17 protein-coding genes are annotated in these 21,163 nt (G+C 34.1%); 12 read left to right on the forward strand and 5 right to left on the reverse strand.

Features of this window, described 5'->3' with window-relative positions; genetic code table 11:
- Positions 1–75: 75 nt before the first annotated feature.
- On the reverse strand, positions 76–4,686 hold the full coding sequence (locus PSU83_RS01225; RefSeq protein ID WP_300585809.1) for a choice-of-anchor L domain-containing protein: 4,611 nt from the start codon (positions 4,684–4,686) through the stop codon (positions 76–78).
- Between the two features lie 210 nt (positions 4,687–4,896).
- Here PSU83_RS01225 and argS point away from each other — a divergent pair, with 210 nt between their 5' ends.
- On the forward strand, positions 4,897–6,675 hold the full coding sequence (gene argS, locus PSU83_RS01230; RefSeq protein WP_300585811.1) for an arginine--tRNA ligase: 1,779 nt from the start codon (positions 4,897–4,899) through the stop codon (positions 6,673–6,675).
- A 53-nt stretch (positions 6,676–6,728) separates the two neighbouring features.
- Complete coding sequence (locus tag PSU83_RS01235; RefSeq protein WP_300585812.1) at positions 6,729–7,163, forward strand: hypothetical protein; 435 nt, start codon at positions 6,729–6,731, stop codon at positions 7,161–7,163.
- On the opposite strand, the gene PSU83_RS01240 is transcribed toward PSU83_RS01235, so the two are convergent.
- Genes PSU83_RS01240 through PSU83_RS01250 form a run of 3 tightly spaced genes read right to left on the reverse strand, consistent with a single transcriptional unit; the run spans position 7,160 to position 11,140 of the window.
- Positions 7,160–9,676: a TonB-dependent receptor gene (locus PSU83_RS01240; protein WP_300585814.1), complete on the reverse strand. Its 2,517-nt coding sequence runs from the start codon at positions 9,674–9,676 to the stop codon at positions 7,160–7,162. The two genes, PSU83_RS01235 and PSU83_RS01240, sit on opposite strands and share 4 nt — an antisense overlap.
- A gap of 2 nt (positions 9,677–9,678) precedes the next feature.
- Positions 9,679–10,587 (reverse strand): FecR family protein, encoded by a 909-nt coding sequence (locus PSU83_RS01245; protein ID WP_300585816.1) that lies wholly within the window; start codon positions 10,585–10,587, stop codon positions 9,679–9,681.
- 31 nt (positions 10,588–10,618) lie between these two features.
- Positions 10,619–11,140: a sigma-70 family RNA polymerase sigma factor gene (locus PSU83_RS01250; RefSeq protein WP_300585818.1), complete on the reverse strand. Its 522-nt coding sequence runs from the start codon at positions 11,138–11,140 to the stop codon at positions 10,619–10,621.
- A gap of 105 nt (positions 11,141–11,245) precedes the next feature.
- Between PSU83_RS01250 and PSU83_RS01255 the strand changes: the two genes are divergently transcribed.
- From PSU83_RS01255 to PSU83_RS01280, 6 genes are all read left to right on the forward strand, one after another.
- Positions 11,246–12,268: a hypothetical protein gene (locus PSU83_RS01255; protein WP_300585820.1), complete on the forward strand. Its 1,023-nt coding sequence runs from the start codon at positions 11,246–11,248 to the stop codon at positions 12,266–12,268.
- A gap of 389 nt (positions 12,269–12,657) precedes the next feature.
- Positions 12,658–13,053, forward strand: coding sequence for a hypothetical protein (locus tag PSU83_RS01260; RefSeq protein WP_300585822.1), 396 nt, complete (start codon positions 12,658–12,660; stop codon positions 13,051–13,053).
- A 28-nt stretch (positions 13,054–13,081) separates the two neighbouring features.
- Positions 13,082–13,954 (forward strand): DUF5777 family beta-barrel protein, encoded by an 873-nt coding sequence (locus PSU83_RS01265; protein ID WP_300585824.1) that lies wholly within the window; start codon positions 13,082–13,084, stop codon positions 13,952–13,954.
- Between the two features lie 2 nt (positions 13,955–13,956).
- On the forward strand, positions 13,957–14,298 hold the full coding sequence (locus PSU83_RS01270) for a hypothetical protein (RefSeq protein ID WP_300585826.1): 342 nt from the start codon (positions 13,957–13,959) through the stop codon (positions 14,296–14,298).
- Between the two features lie 22 nt (positions 14,299–14,320).
- Positions 14,321–14,854, forward strand: coding sequence for a YceI family protein (locus PSU83_RS01275; protein WP_300585828.1), 534 nt, complete (start codon positions 14,321–14,323; stop codon positions 14,852–14,854).
- A gap of 52 nt (positions 14,855–14,906) precedes the next feature.
- Positions 14,907–15,767, forward strand: coding sequence for a T9SS type A sorting domain-containing protein (locus PSU83_RS01280; RefSeq protein WP_300585830.1), 861 nt, complete (start codon positions 14,907–14,909; stop codon positions 15,765–15,767).
- A gap of 56 nt (positions 15,768–15,823) precedes the next feature.
- Here the strand turns inward: PSU83_RS01280 and PSU83_RS01285 are convergent, their stop codons facing one another.
- The gene (locus PSU83_RS01285; RefSeq protein WP_300585832.1) at positions 15,824–16,825 is read right to left on the reverse strand and encodes an FAD:protein FMN transferase; all 1,002 of its coding nucleotides are present in this window, start codon (positions 16,823–16,825) and stop codon (positions 15,824–15,826) included.
- Positions 16,826–16,978: 153 nt separating this feature from the next.
- Here PSU83_RS01285 and PSU83_RS01290 point away from each other — a divergent pair, with 153 nt between their 5' ends.
- From PSU83_RS01290 to PSU83_RS01305, 4 genes are all read left to right on the forward strand, one after another.
- Positions 16,979–17,440 (forward strand): hypothetical protein, encoded by a 462-nt coding sequence (locus tag PSU83_RS01290; protein ID WP_300585834.1) that lies wholly within the window; start codon positions 16,979–16,981, stop codon positions 17,438–17,440.
- A gap of 124 nt (positions 17,441–17,564) precedes the next feature.
- Entirely contained in the window at positions 17,565–18,893 is a 1,329-nt protein-coding gene (gene ffh, locus PSU83_RS01295) for a signal recognition particle protein (protein WP_300585836.1), read from the forward strand.
- Positions 18,894–19,026: 133 nt separating this feature from the next.
- Positions 19,027–19,914, forward strand: a complete 888-nt coding sequence (locus tag PSU83_RS01300; protein WP_300585844.1) for a tetrahydrofolate dehydrogenase/cyclohydrolase catalytic domain-containing protein — start codon at positions 19,027–19,029, stop codon at positions 19,912–19,914.
- A 403-nt stretch (positions 19,915–20,317) separates the two neighbouring features.
- Complete coding sequence (locus PSU83_RS01305) at positions 20,318–20,689, forward strand: hypothetical protein (RefSeq protein ID WP_300585838.1); 372 nt, start codon at positions 20,318–20,320, stop codon at positions 20,687–20,689.
- Positions 20,690–21,163: the final 474 nt, after the last annotated feature.

Here is a 21,163-nt window from a genome sequence, read left to right on the forward strand (position 1 = left end):
TAATTAGTTACAAATTTTAACAAAAAAAAACTCCTGAAAATTTCAGGAGTTTCTAACATATTACTATTATGTAGGTTATCGCTTCATGGCGAAATGGGCTCTAAATTCTTGTGCAGTATTGTGTTCGTCTGTATAGGAAACGCTGAACCAATAATCATCAGATGGCATTTGGCGACCATTATAAGTTCCGTCCCAACCACTATTGTTTGGTTTAATAAGCGTTATCATTTTACCATATCGGTCAAATATTTCAATTTTGGCGCTTGGTTGGTTAGATAAATCTTTAATATTCCAAGAGTCATTGTAGCCATCTCCATTAGGCGTAAAATATTTTGGATAATTCACAACCAATGCTTGAATGGTACTGCTTCCACAACCATTTTTATCTCTAACGGTTACGGTATGCATTCCCGATGCGACATTGTTGAATACGTTGCTGTCTTGGAATGGACCATTATCTAATTGGTATTCAAAATTATTGCCCTGACCAGTTGCAGTGACGGTTATTGATTGGCTGTCTGCAAAATCTTCACTAACTTCGTAAGTTACGATTGCGGGTTCCGATGGGGTAACTGTTACACTTATTGGATCTGAACTACAACCTGTAGCAATGCTAGTAGCAATTAGAGTATAAATTCCCGGTAAAATAGCTTGATAGGAATTAGAAGTTCCAACAGTTGTTCCGCTTTCATTTGTCCAAACAAAATGATGCGTTGCAGTTGTCAAGCCACTATACATGGTGTATGGATTTAACAGATTCCCAGTTTCGCTGTCGATGCAAATTATACCGTCAATCGGAGTTGGCTCCGGTAATTTATTTACGATGATTGTAATTGGTTTTACATCAAAACAATTAGACGTTAAATTATTTTTAACTCGAACATAAACCACATTTTGAGTAGATGTTATTACTGGATTTGTGCCTGTAGTAGCATTAGCTAAACTTTCGTAATACGTTACTTCAAATTCAGTTCCCGTCTGTGTTCCTAGTACGGTTGCTGATAAAGAAGCTAAATTGAATGTTGTTACGCCATCGTTAGTTCCGTCTTCGTCGCAAACCGTTCTTAAAGAAGCTGGAATTGCTTGTGCAATTGGAGTATCAATGATGGTTACAGTAAATGTACTTTCATCACTACATCTCGGCAAGAAAGGAGATTGTCCATAAATATAAAGTGTCATCGAGGAACTAATTACAGAACCTACAGCCAATTGTGTTCCGGTTCCATTTGGACCCGTATAATATTTTCCAATGGCTAGTGTTGGTAAAGTGAAATTTTCACAAATAGTAACGTTTGGTAAATCATCAACATTAAAAATCGTAACGCTAAAGTTTCTTTGAGAAATACAATCTGGTGCTGTAGCCGTATTAGCAAATACATAAATTGTTTGAGATGTTGTTAAAACAGCGCCGGCGTTTAATAGAGTTCCACTTCCGTTTATCGCGGAATAATAATTCCCTGTTGGTAACGTGTAAGAATTACAAGCAACTACATTTGCTATAGGAGCAAGAACTGGCGTTTGGTTAATTGTTATTATAAATGAAGTCTCATCGATACAAGAGAAAGAAGTCCTGATGGTTGATTCTTTAAAAATATATACCGTCTGACTTGTCGTAATTACAGTGCCCGGAGCTATTTCTGTACCTGTTCCTAATGGTCCGCCCGATTGTGTGAAATAGTTATTATTTTGCGATAAAGTTGGTAATGTATAAGTATCACAAGCTGTTATGTTTGCGGATGTGTCAGCAGTTGTTGAAAATATGTTTATCTGGAAACTATTTTCTGCCGTACAAGCGGGTGTTGTGTTTGAAACCGCATAAATATAAATTCTTTGAGAAGTTGTTATAACGGTGTTTGCTGGTATAAGCGTTCCAGTTCCGTTTGTTCCAGAATAATAAGTACCAACCGCTAATGGCGTCAATACATATTGGTCGCAAATATCAATATCGGAACGAGAATCGATAGCAGGTAACGGGTTTATAGTCACTGTAAAACTGGATTGATTTGCGCAACTTTCATCTAGTCGTTTAAAAATATAGATGGTTTGAGTTTGAAGTAATACATCTCCAGGATACAATTGTGTTCCAGTTCCATCCACATCTGAAAAATATTCGCCGTTTGTTACTGTAGGCAGTGTAAATGTTTCGCAAACCGAAACATTAGGTAATATGTCGACTTGAGGCTGTGCAAAAGTTAACGTAAAGTGTACGTTGTCTGTACAATTATTCCCTCCACCAGATAATGGCACATAAATATAAATTGTTGAATTGACGTTTATCACTGTTCCAGCTGGAATAAGACTTCCGGTTCCCACAGGTCCAGTAAAATAATTTCCAATAGGCAAGGAAGGTAGAGTGTATCCATTACATTGCGAAATATCTGCTGGTTGGTTTATGCCGATGAATACATCAAAACTATCTTCATCTGAACAAACAGTTGGTCCGGTGGTCGCTGCATAAACATATATGGTTTGATTGGACGTTATTGGTGTGCCAGCAGCTAATTGTGTTCCAGTTCCGCCCGGACTAGAGTAATAATTTCCTAAATTCAATGCAGGTAAAACGTAAGAGTCACATCTAAAAACATCTGGAAAAGTTCCAACGTCGAGTGTATTTATAATCGTAATATTAAAGCTAGAATCTACTACACATATTGGTGCGATTATAGTTGTAAAATAAAAATAGACTAACTGCGAACTAGTTATAGATGTTCCCGAAGGAATTTCGGTGCCACCACCAGAGGGTCCACCAGGTTGAGTGTAATATTTGCCATAAGTTAAACTAGGTAGAGAATAGCTTCCACAAGATGAGACATCGGCGGGAGTAAGTTCATCTACATTAACAATTGTTACTTTAAATGAGCTATTAGCACCACAAGTTCCTGGCCCACCAGGCTGATTAAAAATGTAAATAGTCTGGGTTTCTGTTATAACATCTCCCGCAGATAAAGGAGTTCCGCCACCACTAATTGCAGTAAAATAATTTCCATTTACTAAAGGTTGTAAAGTATATGTATTACATACAATCACGTTTTGTAGAACATCAACAATTGGAAGTGGATTAACTATTAAATTGAAGCTTGAAACGCTAAAGCATGATGGGTCACTTATGTTTTGAACTCGTACATAGATAGTTGTATTTCCATAAGCACCATAACTAGGATCCGCTATTGGATTAACTCCAGTAGTCGCGTTCGTTGACGAAGTGTAATAGGTAACAGCATAAATGCTTGGTGATTGTGTTCCTAAAACTATACTTGTTTGTGGAGTAAAATTAAAATAACTAGTACTTTGTGAGCTTGTATTTGTACATCTCAATAAGTTCGGAGCCTGATTTGCTACCGGTGGAGGTGATACTTGTAATAAAAATGATTTAACAGTAAAACAAGGGCTTCCTGGCAACTGTATTCTAACATAAACCATCGTTCCGCTAGGAGCACTATACAGTAATGGTAGCGGACTGGTATTGTTGTCGGCATTATTTTGAGATGCAAAATAAGTAACAGACGTAGCTGCCGGTAATCCTTGTTTTACAACCGATGTGTTTTGGTCTAAATTATAAGTGTAAGAGGCTTGACCCATATCACATTTGTATAGTGTTATAGGATTAGGTGAATTTATTTGAGGCAAATATTCTACTATAATTGTATCAGTAATTGGGTCACAAGTACCGAGTATATTGATGTAAGTAACAGTATAGGTTCCAGCTTGGCTGACGGTTAAATTCGGTCCAGTTTCTGACAAAGTAGTAGTGCCTTTTTTCCAAACAAAGGAATATTCTGTTGCACTTAATCCAGTAGTAAGCGTTAGTGGAGTTCCAAAACATAAAGCTGAATTGTTTGCCGCACTTAAATCTTGCCCTAGAACATCCTGACCAATATTAAAACTATCTGAAGATAGGAAAATCGCAGAATCTGATTGTGGATCTGCTCTATCAGCGATAACTAATTTAATATGATAGGGAACTCCAGCTGTCAAAATAGAAGATGCAGTTAAGACTTTTGTTTGTCCGTTAAAGTTTGTAGCAGAGTTTGCCGCACCAGATCCACCATTGAATGATCCAAAGTATTGTGCATTAGCGGAAGGACAAGACGAGTTGTATTGAAAATCTCGTATGGTTACTACCGATATTGGTAAAGTCGTATTCGGCACTACTGCTAGGTTAGTTGTTACACCGGTGTTCACATTCGTTAGTAGAAATGCGAATGCATCAGAATATAAACATTGGAAATTTCCATATTCTTCTGAAGCAAAAATAAAATCAAAACTAAAGTTTGGAGAAATCGGAGTAAAATCAAATTCTAAAACAGTGGCGTTTTTCGATATCATTGAAATTCCCGCCGCCGCTAATGTCGCTTCTAAATCGTTATCACCTGGCCAATTTGCCACCCCATCATTTAATAACGATGTGTTGGGGCCTGGCGTATTTAAAATATTGCCAGTACTTAATACAACGCCGCTTTGCATTGGAAAATTTGGATTTGTATTCTGGAAAAAACCGAGTCCGTTAGACGAACCATAATTAGTACCCGTTCGCCATGTTATGTTTGTAGCCGAAACGCAGGGTGAATTGATTAACACATTATTGACCAATTGCGGTACAGTATAATTTGTTGAACTAACAGAAACTGGTTGGGAGAAACCAAGGGTGCTAAGTAGGATAGCGGTTAATAGTACAATGTTTTTCATAATTTGGGGATTTTGACAAATCAAATATTCATACATACATCGTTAAAAAGCAAATAAAATCGATGAAATACATTTTATTTATAAATAGTAAGTTATTAAACTTACAAAACAAGTGTTAAGTATTACTTTTTGTATTGCATTTTTATAAATGTTTCTTGGTATTAAAATTCTACTGTAATGTTTATCTTTGCGATCTTAAAATAAAGTACAATGAAGCTTTCGCAAATTCTTACCATACCAATACAAAATGCAGTTCAGGAACTATTTGATGTTACTCTAGAAAGGGTAGAATTTCAAATTACGCGGAAAGAATTTGAAGGTGATATTACAATGGTTATTTTTCCGTTACTGAAAGTGATTAAAGGAAATCCTATTGAAATTGGAACTAAAATCGGAAACTATCTTATTGAAAATGTTGACACTATACTTAGATTTAATGTGGTATCCGGATTTTTAAATATTGTGGCTTCCGATGATTATTATATCGATTTTTTCAGCCAAATAAAAGATAAATCCAACTTTGGTTTTGTGGCGGTAAATCCGAATGATAAAGCAATTATGGTCGAATATTCTTCGCCAAACACTAATAAACCTTTGCATCTTGGTCATGTTCGTAACAATCTTTTAGGATATTCGGTTGCGGAAATTATTAAAGCTTCGGGAAAGAAAGTGTACAAAACGCAAATCATCAACGATCGTGGAATCCATATTTGTAAGTCGATGTTGGCTTGGCAGAAATTTGGAAAAGGTGAAACTCCAGAAAATACCGGTTTAAAAGGGGATAAATTAGTTGGAAATTTCTATGTAGAATTCGATAAACACTATAAAGTTCAAATCGCCGAATTAATTAATCAAGGAAAAACGGAAGAAGAAGCTAAAAAACAGGCTCCTATTATTGTTGAAGCTCAGCAAATGCTTCTTGATTGGGAAGCTGGGAAACCAGAAATCATTGACCTCTGGAAAACTATGAACCAATGGGTTTACGACGGTTTTGCTCAAACCTATAAAAACTTAGGAGTTGATTTCGATAGCTATTATTACGAAAGCAATACTTATTTATTAGGAAAAGAAGTTGTTCAATTCGGATTGGAAAAGGGGATTTTCGAAAAAGATGCTGATGGTTCCGTATGGATCGATTTAACACCGGACGGTTTGGACAGAAAAATCGTGTTGCGTTCTGACGGAACAGCCGTTTACATGACGCAAGATATCGGAACGGCCATTCAGCGTGTAAAGGATTTTCCAGATGTCGGTGGGATGGTTTACACGGTCGGAAACGAGCAAGATTATCACTTCAAAGTATTGTTTCTAATTCTGAAAAAGCTAGGATTTAATTGGGCTGAAAATTTATTTCATTTGTCCTACGGTATGGTGGAATTACCATCAGGAAAAATGAAATCGAGAGAAGGAACTGTTGTAGATGCTGATGATTTGATGGAGGAAATGACCAAAACTGCCGAAAAAATTTCTACCGAACTTGGAAAATTAGAAGGCTATTCAGAAGAAGAAAAGTCGAAATTATTCAATACAATCGGTTTTGGTGCTTTGAAATATTACATCTTGAAAGTGGATCCAAAAAAACAAATCCTTTTCAATCCAGAAGAATCTGTTGATTTTGCTGGAAATACGGGTCCGTTTATTCAATATACGTATGCTCGAATTCAGTCCATCTTACGTAAGGCTGATTTTGATACTAGTACATTGAATGCAGCCGAAGCGCTTCATCCAAAAGAAAAAGAACTAATCAAACAATTAGAACTTTATCCAGAAGTGATTCAAAACGCGGCAAACAACCATTCTCCTGCTTTATTGGCAAATTATACGTACGAATTGGTCAAAGAATACAACTCATTCTATCAATCGGTTTCTATTTTAGGAGAAGAAAATCTGGCTAAGAAAGTTTTCAGAGTGCAGCTTTCCAATAAAGTAGCCCAAACTATTAAATCAGCATTTCAATTGCTCGGAATCGAAGTTCCGGAAAGAATGTAATAACCTTAAAATAATTATTTCCATTTAAATTAAAAATCAAAACAATATACCTTATGAAAAAATTAATTTTAATCCCAATCTTCTTACTAGTATTAGTAGTTTCTTCCTGTGATACAAGTGGAAGTTCATGGTCAACATCTGATCCTGCAACCTTAATTAATACTGCTAAGCAAGGCACCTGGAGAATTAGTAATTATAATCACTCTGGAATTAATGAAACGAGTACTTTTACTGGTTATAATTTTACTTTTCCGGTATCCAATGTTTTATCTGTAACAAACGGAACCAATACTTACAGCGGAACGTGGTCTGTTATTGAAGATGTTTCCGAAGCTAATCCATCCGGTTTAAAATTTAATATCACATTTGACAATCCAACAGAATTTGCACAATTGTCTAAAGGTTGGGTGGTTGCTAGTTATAATGGTTCAACTATTTATTTGTTGGATGGTAGCGGATCCGATGTTTTGGTATTTACTAAGAATTAAAAACTCAACTTCATATTAATATTTGGAGTCAATCCGAGTGCATAAGTATTCAAACTTTCTATAGTGTTTTCTGAATTGTTTATACGATACGAGCGGTTAATGCTGTTGTTGGTATTTAAAATATTAATTAAAGAAATATTTGTTTTAAGTCCGATTTTATCTGATATTTTCCAGTCTTTTGAAGCAGAAAAATTCAATTGAAAAAAGTCGTTCAGTTTACTGTTATTTGGCGAATTATAAACAATTTGATTGTCGGAATTTAAAGTCGTTGATTGTGGGGTAGTGATTGGTTTACCAGTATGCCATTTTGAACCTAAAGCAAATTTTATGGAGTTCCATTCATAAATTCCGGCCCAAGAAACCGCGTGTCTCAACTGATAATTATTAATAAATTCTGCTGGCTGCAATGCATCAAAGAAATACTTATTATCATTATAGCTGTAGCTAACCCAAGTGTAAAATTTTCCAAAATTCTTTTGAATTAAAAACTCTGATCCTAAAACTTGATAGTCGCCCGTTGTTTTAACAAATTCAAACTGGTTTTGAAATCCCTGACTGCTTGTGCTGATTCCGGTTATTTTTTTATAAAAATTGTCTAAGGTAATCAACCAATTGTTTTTTTTATAAGTAAATCCGAATGAAAACTGTTTGCTTTTCTGAATGGGATGTGTAGTGTCATTTGCAAGGGTCCATCGGCGTTTCTCAATTCCCAAAAAATCTTGTTGTAAATCGATTATTTGAGATAGCGTTTGATTTTTTTGCTCCGCTAAAATTTCTAAATGAATGTTTTCATTTAGTGCTTGCGAAAACTGAATTCTTGGTTCTAGCAACAGTATTTCAAACGTATCAAAATAGGTGCCTCTGAGTCCGATTTTCGCAACAGTATTTTTGTTTTCACTTTCAAAGATGCCTTCCCCAATAAAAGAATGTGATCTCAAAACCTGAACTGTTTTTCTAGAAAAAGAAGGTGAATTAATTTTGTCAAAATTTGTCACTCCAATTTCATTAAATTGATACCCATTGTTAAATGTGAATGTTTGCGAAATCTGATGTGAATTTCTTATCTGAAAACCCAAATCCAACACTTTATTTTCTTGATCTAAAATCTGATTACTTTGAACAACTTCATTTTTTGAGACTAGAGAATATTTCGACACGTAGAAGCGAAGGTGGGTTGAATTTTCTTTGTTCCAGTTGGTTGTCCAATTTAGTGTTGCACCCAAATTTTCCTGACCCAAATTGCTATTTTTTTTAGCCTCAGAAATAGATTGGGTTAAGAATAATGAGTTCTTAATGATAATTATGTCGGCTGTAAGCTCATTTTTTGTTCCAATTTTTTGTAAATATTGTGTTGTAAAATCGTAAAAAAAGAATTTTTCTCTTGTGTTGATGTCAATCGTCTGATTGCTATTCAGATTGGTCACCACGGTATTTTGAAAAACTCTGTTGCGGTAATTCCGATAGGTTGGCGTACTAAAAAAATCCGTTAATGAACGTCGGCCAGAGATGGTAAATGCCGCTTTTTTGGTAGCCTTTATTCGTGTGTAAAATTCAGCGCTAATTAAATTACTACTGATGCTTGAACTTGTTTTTTCGATTGATTTTGAATGAGACGAAATGTCAATAAGACTAGAAACACTTTCTCCAAAAAAAGCAGAAGTCCCATTTTTAGTAACTGAAATAGTTTGTGCTAAGGATGGATTAAAAGCGGAGATCAATCCGAAGAAATGTCCAGTCTGAAACATCCTGATACCATTCCATAAAAAAAGATTTTGATCGTGTGTACCGCCGCGCACATTGATGTTGGAAACCGTTTCGTCAACTGAATTGATGCCCGGAATCTGTTGCATGGTCTGTAATAGATCGGTCTCAATTAAACCGGGCAAAATACCAAATTTTGCGGGCTTAATTTCAATGGAACCGTCATTTTTTTTATAAATTCCAGTAGTTAAATAATGCTTGGTTAGAACTTCATCCAATTTCAAAACAACTATCTTAAGTTGTATTTTTGGGCAATCGGAGACATATAATTCCTTAAATGGAACAACTTTTTTTTCGAAGTTAATATGTGATATTTCAATAGAATTTGGGGAAATGATTGGAATTTCAAAATAACCTTTTTCATCTGAAAAAACAGTTATGTCAGTATTTTGAATTTTAATCGTTGCACTTTCAATGGGCAATTTTGTTTCAATGTCAACTAGGGTTCCACACAAGGGCTTGTCTAGCTTTTGATTGTTAAAAACTGAATAGTAAGTGCTATTTATTTTTTTTATTTTCAATCCAGTCTTAGATTCAATATACTTTAGTTTTTCAAATAGGGGCAATGTAGTTTTTGGAGGAATGATAGTAACGACAATTACTTCTTCAACAATATAATTGAATTTAATATTGTTTTGGATTTCTATTTTCTCTAAAATTGTTTTCAATGGTAATGAACCCTCCTCCTGCTGAGCATAGCTCAACATGAAAAAGAATAAAAATAAGGATGAAAAAAGATGTTTTTTTGACATCATTAAAAATCAACAAGAATAATTTTATCAGAGTCGAATTTAGAGATTTTTAAATGAAATATGGAGATAATAATGTCCAAAGCAGCTTTGAGATCGTTTGACGGAAGTATACCGCTAAAAAGTTGTGTATTTTCTTTACCGTTCAAAATAATTTCAATATCATACTGTCTTTCTAATTCATCAACAACAGTATGAATATTCACTTTTTGGAAAGCAATTTCATTATTAGTCCACTCCGGTTTTGCTACATTAATGTCTTGCTTGTCGAAGAAATCATTTTCAAAAGTCACCGACATACCTTTGGTTATAATGACTTCCTGAGTTTTATGTTGAATGCTAACTTTTCCTTGGTAGCATGTTACTTCAAACCTGTCTTTCCGAGCTTTAACATTGAACTGTGTTCCTAAAACAGTTACCGTTCCAAGTTTTGTTTCAACTTCAAATTTTTTTCCATGAGCCACTTTGAAATAAGCTTCACCATCTAAATTCAATTTTCGATTGTTTTCCCATTTCCACTTTTTATAGTTGATTTCTGAACCACTATTCAAAACAATTTGGGAATTATCAGGTAAAGAAAAATTTGTTTTTTTACCCTTTTCTGCAACTTCTGTTGAAGTAACAGTAGTTTTGTATAAGAAAGCTAAACTCGAAAAAATAACAATAACAGCTGCAATTTTTATCCATTTTGAATAGTAAAACGGAATAACTTTTGCTTTGGATTTGCTGCTTTTTATTGTATTTCTATAGATTGCATCTGCATCAAAATCTGCAGTTTCTAGTTGACTTGAATATGCAGCAATTTTTGAATAGGTTGCGTATTCAGGTTTTTTCTGAAAAGAAATTAATTCCTTTTCAGTCATTTCCCCAGCAAGCCATTTCGCTAATTCGTAATTTTCTTCAGTTGCACTCATTTGATTAAAAACATCTTTATATTTAAATACCCTACCTAAATTGTTCAATTTCAATTCTCAAAGAAACTAAAGCGCCGTGAATTCTTTTCTCCACTGCTTTTACACTAATGCCTAACATGATGGCAATTTCATGGTATTTTTTTCCTTCAATTCTGTTTAAAAGATAAGCTGTTCTTTGAGATTCCGTTAGCTTTCCAATAGCCTTTTCCAGTTTTTGCTTAAACTCTTCTTCTTCAACCAAAAACTCTGGATTTATATTTGTTCTATCATTTCCTGCATTATTTTGGGCATACTTTAAAACAACTTTCTGATGTGCAATTTCGTTTAGCGAAGCATTATTTGCAATGGTATATAAGTAGGATTTGGCTTTTTCTAGAGGTACATTTTTACAATTTTCCCATAGTTTAATGAAGGAATCCTGAGTGATGTCATTTGCCTTTTCTTCATTTCCAAATTTGAAGTACAAATAATTGCGCAATGATTTTATGTTAGCCTTAAAAAAACGCGAAAATAATACCTCTTCGCAAATACCATTCGAATTGATGTGTTCCATTTTTTGCTAATCAATTATTCTAGCGGTTAAATTTAATTTTTTTTTTCTTAGTAGGGTTTTTTATTGCAACTTTGTTATAATAATTGTCAAAAGAGACAAAACAATATGAAAAAAAGTTACTTGTTGTTTGTACTATGCTCAGTCCTGCTTTTTTCGTGTCAAAGTGAAAGTGAAACTATTACACTCAACTTAGATAACAGTTTTACAAAAGCAGCACCTTTATCTTCGCTAATTGAAAGAGTTGCGCAATATGCGACTTCTCATGATAATGTGTTAGATGATACAAGTTGTTTCGGAATTAAACTTCCAGTTGCGGTGACCGTAAATTATCAAGCGGTAACTGTTAATTCTGCTGCAGGATATGCGACCGTCCAAAATATCAAAAATCAATATACTAATGATAATGATGAGGTATATTTTACTTTTCCTATAACGATAGTGTATCCAGATTTTCATGAAGTTAATGCTGCAAATCAAGCCCAATATGCTGCAATTCTGGCTGGATGCGGCGATGAAAGCGGGTTTAAGGAAATTGAATGTATTGATTTTAATTTTCCTTTTTCAATTAATATCTACAATTCAAACAATCAAATAGCAAGTTCCATTGCGATTCAAAACAACAATCAACTCTATAATTTTTTACAAAATTTAGCTGAAGGAGTAATTATAGGGATTGCTTTTCCGATTACGCTAACTACTTCAAATGGAGATAATATGGTTATAAATAACAATGCTGAACTGGAAACAGCGATTAACAATAGTATTGATGATTGTGGAATTATTACACCTGTACCTCTAGTTCTATCAGAGATTTTAACAAGCGGAAGTTGGTATGTTTCCTATTTTTATGACTCATCCGATGAGACAAATTATTATAACGGATATGTTTTTAATTTCAATGGCAATGGTTCCGCTTTCGCAGTAAAAAACACCAATACTATTAATGGAGATTGGGAGATACATACAGAGAACACCTATCAAAAAATTGAATTTCATTTTGACGGTTCGGTTTTGGAAGAACTAGAAGAAGATTGGAAAGTGCTCGAATTTTCAGATACTGTTGTACGATTGAAACATGAAAGTGACAGTGGAAGCGATAACCACTACTTAAACTTCTCCAAAAATTAAATTCTTATAAAATGAAATTTTTTCATAAAAATTTTTTAAAACAAGAAGTGGAAGTTAAGTGTAATTCTGAAGATTTTCCTTCAGATAGTAAGTCCAAACTAAGTTATTTCCTAAATCAATTTTTAATTTGGGCTCTCATTTTTTTAGTCATTTTTGCCATATTTAGAACTTTAGTAAATGATTTTACTTGGTAAAAAAAAATATAGAATATCGTTATAAAACCAGCTATTATGCTGGTTTTTTTAATGCTTTTTTTTAAACAATCCCATCAAGGATTATTTATTTTTTTAGGAATAGTAGTTATTCTTAAAAACTGAGTAGGGTATTGTTTTTTGAAGTTGTTTACTAATTATAATTCAACTAAAACCGAAATCCCAAATTTAACTGCGATGAAAAAAATGCTTAAAATTTCAGTAGTAATAGTAATAATGTTGCTAATTTCTTTTTTTTCAATTCGCTATTATATTAACAATGCTGGTAAAAGAGATATAGCGGCTGAAACTACTGCTTATGAAGTCTCATCACAATCAATCTTAAATGAATTTACTGCTAATACGGATGCTTCAAATAAAAAATATCTGGAAAAGCCAGTTTCGATTTCAGGAATTGTAACCTCAATACACGATAAAGAACTCATTTTAGATAATTCGGTAAACTGTACTTTTTTAATTTCAGTCAATGGGGTAAAAATAAATCAGAAAACGATAGTTAAAGGAAGAGTAATTGGCTTTGATGACCTTTTAGGAGAAGTGAAGCTTGACCAATGTAGTTTTTATAAAAAATAACCGATATACCAATTAATATATTTAAAAAATGAACGTAACAAAAATTTTATTTTCAGCACTGTTGTTGTTTACCGTCACTCTGGTAAGCGCTCAAGATGATTTAATGAAAGAACTAGACTCTGTTCCCAATGCAAAGCAACTAAGTTCATCAGCATTTAAAGCATTGCAAGTTTGTAATATGCAGTCTACCAAAATGGCATCTAAAAATGAGTGGTATTTTCTAGTGTCTCATCGATTTGGAGATTTAAAAGAAGGAATCAACAATTTTTTTGGTTTAGATAATGCTTTAACTAGAATTGGCGGAATTTATGGCGCAACAGATTGGCTGTCTTTGGGAGTGTCACGCCATACCTACAATAAAACTTTTGAACTTTCTGTAAAATATAGATTAGCCAATCAATATGAAAATGGATTTCCGGTTACAATAGTTGGATACAACACTATGGATATTAACGGTTCTAAATTTGACAAAGTTTTATATCCAGAATTCAAGCAAACAAATCGCTTAGCTTTTTCAAGTCAGTTACTTATTTCCCGAAGATTCTCCGATGCTATTTCTTTTGAAATCAACCCAGTTTATATTCACAAAAATCTATACGATATTCAACCAAATACTGAAAGTAAAGATTTATTTGTTGTTGGTTTAGGAGGAAGATGTAAGCTGTCAAAAAGGATCAGTCTAAATCTTGAATATGCCGCTAGAATGAATCCAAAAGAACAAGAGTATTACCATAATCCTTTAACACTTGGGTTTGATATAGAAACGGGTGGTCATGTGTTTCAATTGGTATTCTCAAGTTCGCAACCAATGAATGACATTTCTTATTTCTCCAATACCACCGGAAAATGGGACGGTGGAGGAAGTATATATTTTGGTTTTAACATGTATAGAGCATTTTAATTATGAAAACAATAAAATTAATAATCTTAGCAGCAATTGGAATAGTTGTTACATCATGTGATTCCAATACATACAGTGAAATTTCAGGTTTCACAGCGACTCCAACTTATGAGGCTAACATCAAGCCCATCATGGCGGCACAGTGTACTTCTTGCCATAGTGCAAACGGAACGGAACCGAGTTCACCGTTAGAAAACTATCAAGAAGTTGTGGATTATGCCGAATCAATCTCTTGTAGAATTGATGGGCAAGATTGCGATTTGATGCCCAGTAGTGGTAGAATTCCACAAGTGCAAATTGACATGTTTAATCTTTGGGTAGCTCAAGGTTTTGCACAACAATAAATAATCAATAAAAATTTTAATTATGAAAAAAATAATGATTGTAGTAGTAACTCTTCTAATTGGTGGAGTTGCATTTTCTCAAAAAATGATGACCCGTTCAGGAGAAATTAGGTTTGACGCTACTGTGCCGGGAGCGCTCGATCCTGTTATTGCTGATAACAATACTGTTTCAAGTATTTTTGATAAAGCTACGGGAGAGTTAGTGGTGCAAGGAATGGTTAAATCGTTCAAGTTTAAATCGCCATTAATGGAAGAACATTTTAATGAAAATTACATGGAAAGCGATAAATTTCCTAAAACTAGTTTTAAAGGAAAAGTACTTAATTATGATTCAAAATCGGGTACTTATGAAGTGGAAGGCGATTTAACGATTCATGGCGTGACCAATAAAGTTAAAACTAAAATGGCAATTGACAATCAAAGTGGCAAAGTAGCACTATCAGGAGTATTCATTGTTAAGCTGATCGATTATAAATTAGATGTGCCGGCATTAGCGAAGAAAACGTTGGCGGAAACCGCTAAAATCTCCATAAAATTAGCATTAGAAAACAAATAGTTTCTTCTAAAACAATTAAGTGAAATTGCATTCACAACTAAATTTAAAAAAAATGAAAAAAACAGTAATTAATAGTCTAAGTGCGGTAATACTAGGCTTATTTTCGGTAGTTAGTTTTGCACAAACAGCAGGAACTTTTACCATCACTTACAATCAACCCCAACCTACTAGTCCTGCAGGAGTGAAAAATGTTTATGCCGTATGGATTGAGAACGCGGCTGGAACTTTTATTAAAACGAAAGCGCGTTATGTATCAACTTCTACAGATGATCATTTACCGTCTTGGGGTGCAAAAGCGGGTTGTACTAATGCAGTAGCAGTTGCTTCTTCTGGAAATAACTGCAGTGTTACAGATGCATTAACAGGCGCAACAAGGACTGCGACTACTACACCAACAGCTTACGGCGCTAAGTCCGTAACTTGGGATGGTAAAAATGTTGTAGGAACAACTAACGGAACGACAGTTGCAGATGGTATTTATAAAATATGGATCGAAAGTTCTTGGGTAGATTCTGGATCCAATAATCATCAAGTAGTGACTAGTTTTTCCTTTACAAAAGGACCAACAGTACAGCATTTAACCCCAACATCGCCAAGTACATATTTTAATACAGTAGTTCTTGATTGGATACCAACGGCGCTAGGTATAAATGATGTAGTAAATAGCGAACCTGCTGTAGTAATTTATCCGGTTCCTTCATCTGGAATTTTTAATATCGATTTGAAAAATGAAGTTAAGGATATTAAAGTGTATAACTTATTAGGACAGACTGTTTATTCCCAGCAATTTGATAGTAACAATGCAACAACGACCAAGCAAATAGATCTTTCAAATTTGAGCAATGGTAATTATATATTTAGTTTAACAAATGAGAACGGCACTTCAAATTATGAAGTAATACTCAGAAAATAATGTTTTTTAGGTTATCTTAATGTTGAAAAGCAGTTGCATTTTGTAGCTGCTTTTTTTTATTCCGCTTCTTTTAAAATTGACTTTATTCCGGTGGTTTCATAAACCTGATAATTTCCCTTTTCATCAGAATAAATTAAATACGCTTGAAGTTCAGGATGTGAAGCCAAGAAAAGTTTTGCTTTTTCTAATCCCAAAACCAATACTCCTGTAGCATTTGCATCAGATGAAATACATTCTTTTGCAAAAATAGAAGCACTCAATAAGTCGTTTTTGGTAGGATAACCTGTTCTCGGGTCAATATGATGCGAATATTTAATGCTGTTTTCTATCACAAACCTGCGATAATTTCCCGAAGTCGCGATAGCTAGATTTTCTAATTTTACAAGGGCTTTTAAATCATTAGCGGTTTCTTTGTTGTCAATGGGTTTTTCAATACCAACGGTCCAATGGCTGCCATCCGGTTTTTTGCCTTTTGCATAAACTTCTCCGCCAATTTCAACAATATAAGATGCGATTTTCTTCGAATTTAAAAATGCTGAAACCACGTCAACAGAATACCCTTGGGCAAAAGCATTAAAATCTAATTGAACTCGTGCATCTTTTTTAATAACGTGTTTGCCTTTTAATTGGATTAGATTAAAACCAACGAATTTTAAAATACTATCAATTTTTTCCTTTTCAATTTTTTCTTTCTTACCCGGACCAAATCCCCAAGCATTTACTAAGGGATATACCGTTGGGTCAAAAGCACCATCGGTATTTTTCCATACTTCCTTCGCTTTTTTGAAACAAGCACTAAAATACTTATCCACAATTACATTTTTCTGATTCGAATTTATTCTCGAAATAATCGAATTCGGAATATAAGTCGAAACCGATAAGTCAAAATCCTTTAAAATTTGTACAATTTCAGGTTTGAAATCTCTAGCAGCAGCATCAAAATAGGTTATATGATACGTTGTTCCTTGTGCTTCACCTTCAATTTTTATAGCGTCTAATTGAGCAAATAGAAAAGTGGGAAGTACAAGAAGGGCAAATGATAATTTTAATTTATTCATGTAATTACAAAAGATTATTTACCTTATAAAACAGTTACATAAGCGAAAACCCTATTTTTTTTTAAATTAAGTTAGGGTATTTTTGTATTATTTTGTTACATTTATAAGAACGGGCTAAAATCCTAAATAAAGTTAAACTTAAACACTAAAATTATGAAAAAATTATTTTTAATTCCGGCACTATTATGCCTCTTTATGCTAAATGTAGCCTCAATGTGTAGTTCAGATAGTAGTTCTTCTTCTTCAACTGATCCAACACCAGTAATCAATACAGCAACACAAGGAACTTGGAGAATTACGAGTTATGTAGATTCAGGAAACAATGAAACCAGTAATTTTACAGGATACAATTTTACATTTGGACCTTCTAATGTATTGACAGCTACTAATGGCACCAACACCTATGCTGGAACTTGGTCTGTAGTTACTGATAATAGTAATGATGACAATCCAAGTAGTGATTTAGATTTTAATATTGCATTTGCATCTCCTGCAAATTTTGCAGACTTGACAGATGATTGGGATGTTGTTTCACATACAGCTACAACAATCTCGCTAATTGATGTTAGCGGAGGTAATGGTGGAACGGATACTTTAGTTTTTACTAAAAATTAGAACTTAATAAACCTTTTTTTATATCGAACCATTCGCTAAAACGAGTGGTTTTTTTATTTATTCTATCATCGAAATTCTAAATCAAATCCTTAAATTTGCATTTCATTAAAACAAGGGTACCATTATGTTCAATAATTTAAGTGATAAACTAGACAAAGCTTTCCATATATTAAAAGGACACGGAAAAATTACCGAAGTCAACGTAGCCGAAACTTTAAAAGAAGTCCGTCGTGCCTTGCTTGACGCCGATGTTAATTTCAAAATCGCTAAAGATTTTACCACTAGAGTTAAAGAAAAAGCGATAGGCGAAAACGTATTGACCACCTTACAACCCGGACAATTATTAGTGAAACTTGTAAAAGATGAACTAACCGAATTAATGGGTGGCGAAGTTACCGGAATCAATCTTTCGGGGAACCCAACCGTAATTTTGATGTCGGGATTACAAGGTTCGGGTAAAACCACATTCTCCGGAAAATTAGCCAATTATCTTAAAACAAAAAAGAATAAAAAACCACTTTTGGTAGCCTGTGATATCTATCGTCCTGCGGCAATTAATCAGTTGCAGGTAGTTGGAGGTCAGGTTGGCGTTGAAGTATTTGCAGAACCAGATAATAAAAATCCGGTTGATATTTCGCTTAAAGCCATTGCGTATGCTAAGGCAAATGGGTTCAATGTGGTGATTATTGATACTGCCGGTCGTTTGGCTATTGATGAGGAAATGATGACCGAAATTGCGAATGTTCATGCTGCTGTTAAACCACATGAAACCTTGTTTGTTGTAGATGCAATGACGGGTCAAGATGCAGTGAATACTGCAAAAGCATTCAACGACAGACTGAATTTTGATGGTGTAATTTTAACCAAATTAGACGGTGATACGCGTGGTGGAGCTGCCATTTCGATTAAATCGGTTGTCGATAAACCAATCAAATTCATCGGAACCGGAGAAAAAATGGAAGCCATTGATGTGTTTTATCCAGCACGTATGGCGGAACGAATCCTCGGAATGGGTGACGTAGTATCCTTAGTAGAAAGAGCGCAAGAGCAATATGATGAAGAAGAAGCGAGAAAAATTCAAAAGAAAATCGCTAAAAACGAATTTGGTTTTGATGATTTCTTAACCCAAATTCAGCAAGTGAAGAAAATGGGGAACATGAAGGACCTTGTTGGGATGATTCCTGGTGCCGGAAAAGCACTAAAAGATGTTGAAATTGAAGATGATGCATTTAAACATATAGAAGCCATAATCCATTCAATGACACCTAAAGAAAGAAGCAAGCCTTCGCTGATTGATATGAAAAGAAAAACCAGAATCGCAAAAGGTTCGGGTAGAAAAATAGAAGAAGTAAACCAACTCATGAAGCAGTTCGACCAAATGAGCAAAATGATGAAGATGATGCAAGGCGGCGGCGGAAAGAACCTGATGAAGATGATGGGCGGAATGAAATAAAATAGGTGTAAGGTTTAAGGTTTCAAGTTATGAAATTTTAAACCTTATTTTTTTATACTAACTACAACTACTAAACTTTGTTTTAAGTTTTTTAAACATGAAACATGAAACATGAAACATGAAACACAACAAGATGGAATTACTAGACGGAAAAAAAATCTCAAGCGACATCAAAGCTGAAATCACTGCTGAGGTTAACAAAATGAAAGCCAACAACGAGAAAGTTCCACATCTTGCAGCAGTAATTGTAGGGAATGACGGTGCGAGTTTGACGTATGTTGGCAGTAAAGTTAAAGCGTGTGAATTGGTCGGATTTGAATCGACTTTGGTTAAAATGCCAAGCACCACATCTGAAACCGAATTGCTAAAAAAAATCAAAGAATTGAATGAAGACGACAACATTGATGGTTTCATTGTTCAGTTGCCTTTGCCCGATCAAATTGATACGCAGCGCGTTTTGATGGCAATTGATCCTAGTAAAGATGTTGATGGTTTTCATCCCGAAAATTTCGGAAAAATGGCTTTGGATATGACCACTTTTATACCGGCAACACCGTTTGGAATTTTAGAATTATTAGAACGGTATAATGTGGAAACCAAAGGAAAACATACGGTAGTAATTGGCAGAAGCCACATCGTAGGCCGACCAATGAGCATCTTGATGGGACGAAAAGGATTTCCAGGAAATTCGACGGTAACCTTGACACACAGTTACACTAAAAACATAGCTCAAATTACCACTCAGGCAGATATCATCATCACAGCATTGGGTGTCCCCAATTATTTGAAAGCCGAAATGGTAAAAGATGGCGCAGTAGTAATTGATGTAGGAATCACACGTGTAGCCGATGAAACAGATCCAAGAGGTTACCGAATTACAGGCGATGTAGATTTTGATATGGTTTCTAAAAAAGCCTCCTTTATTACTCCCGTTCCCGGCGGCGTAGGTCCAATGACCATTGCCATGCTACTCAAAAATACGTTACTCGCACGAGAACAACGAAGAGAAAGAAATTTATAGAAAAGTCCCCTTGTATATAACTGCAAGGGGATTTTTTTTTAGGATACATTTCTATTTAATAGATAAATATTTCTTCTGCAAAGACAAATACTAAACATTGATTCATCAATATATAGTATTGATAGATAAATTAGCAACATTGATTCATCAATATATAGTATTGATAGATAAATGGATAGCATTGATTAATGAATATGTAGTATTGATAGATAAATTCATAACATTTATGAATCAATATTGCAGATTTGTGTATCAAGTTCTAATATTTGTATTTCAATCTTGCACCTTGTCGATAATTTTTGATTATTATCTAATATTTGAGCTAAAAGTATTACTAAATGAAGTAAATTATTATTTTAGTGTAAGAAAATAAATTAATAATTAATCAAAAAACATTAAAATTATGCCAGCAAGAACATCGGGACGTATAGTTATCCCAACCAATCCGAGCGACTTATTAATTTTGGCGCAAAAAATTTATGATAAACATGTAGCAGATGGTGCAACATCACCACTAAATGCTATGAGTGACTATAACTGGGCAACAGATGGTCCGAAAGTAGCACCCTGTAAGCAAAATAATGATGATGCAGAAGATGCTGCCAAAAAAGCAGAGCAATTTTACCGTCAGCGCGATGTAGATTTGCCACAAATAAAATCGATAGTGCAAAACAGTGCCGCAGTATTAAAAAGCATTTATGCCAAAAACCCAAAAGTATTGGGCGACTATGGCTTAGTGGTAGATGATACGCCAAAGGCTAAGAAACCAAAATAATAAAACAGCAATTTGCTTTATTTTAAATCCCTCTTGTTTTTTTAGATAAGAGGGATTTTTTATTAGATCAAATTATAATTCAAAAGTTAAATTTTAATTTTTTCTAAAATGTACACTTTTAGTGTAACTATATAAAAAAAAAAACACTTTAGATTTGAAATGTAATAATCAAGTAATAATAAGTAAATAAATTTATAGGTACTAAAAGTGACTTACCATCACCTAGTGACACAAAACAAAAAGTGCTTTTCTAATTTTTTGTTGGCAATATATAAATAAAGAAACTATTGCTTATTTTAGAGGTTTGTTATTGAGCAGTAGTACGACTAAACCAACCAAAAAAAAAGCAGCCCTACGATTATAAATGTTTTCGACGACATATAGTAGAACTGCAAATACTTAAAATTATATACAAAAATATCATTGTTGTCCGATAAAAAAGAAGCCAAAAAGATGGCTTCTTTAAATGAATCG

The organism is Flavobacterium sp. (assembly GCF_029945805.1).
In the GTDB taxonomy this organism is placed as follows: domain Bacteria; phylum Bacteroidota; class Bacteroidia; order Flavobacteriales; family Flavobacteriaceae; genus Flavobacterium.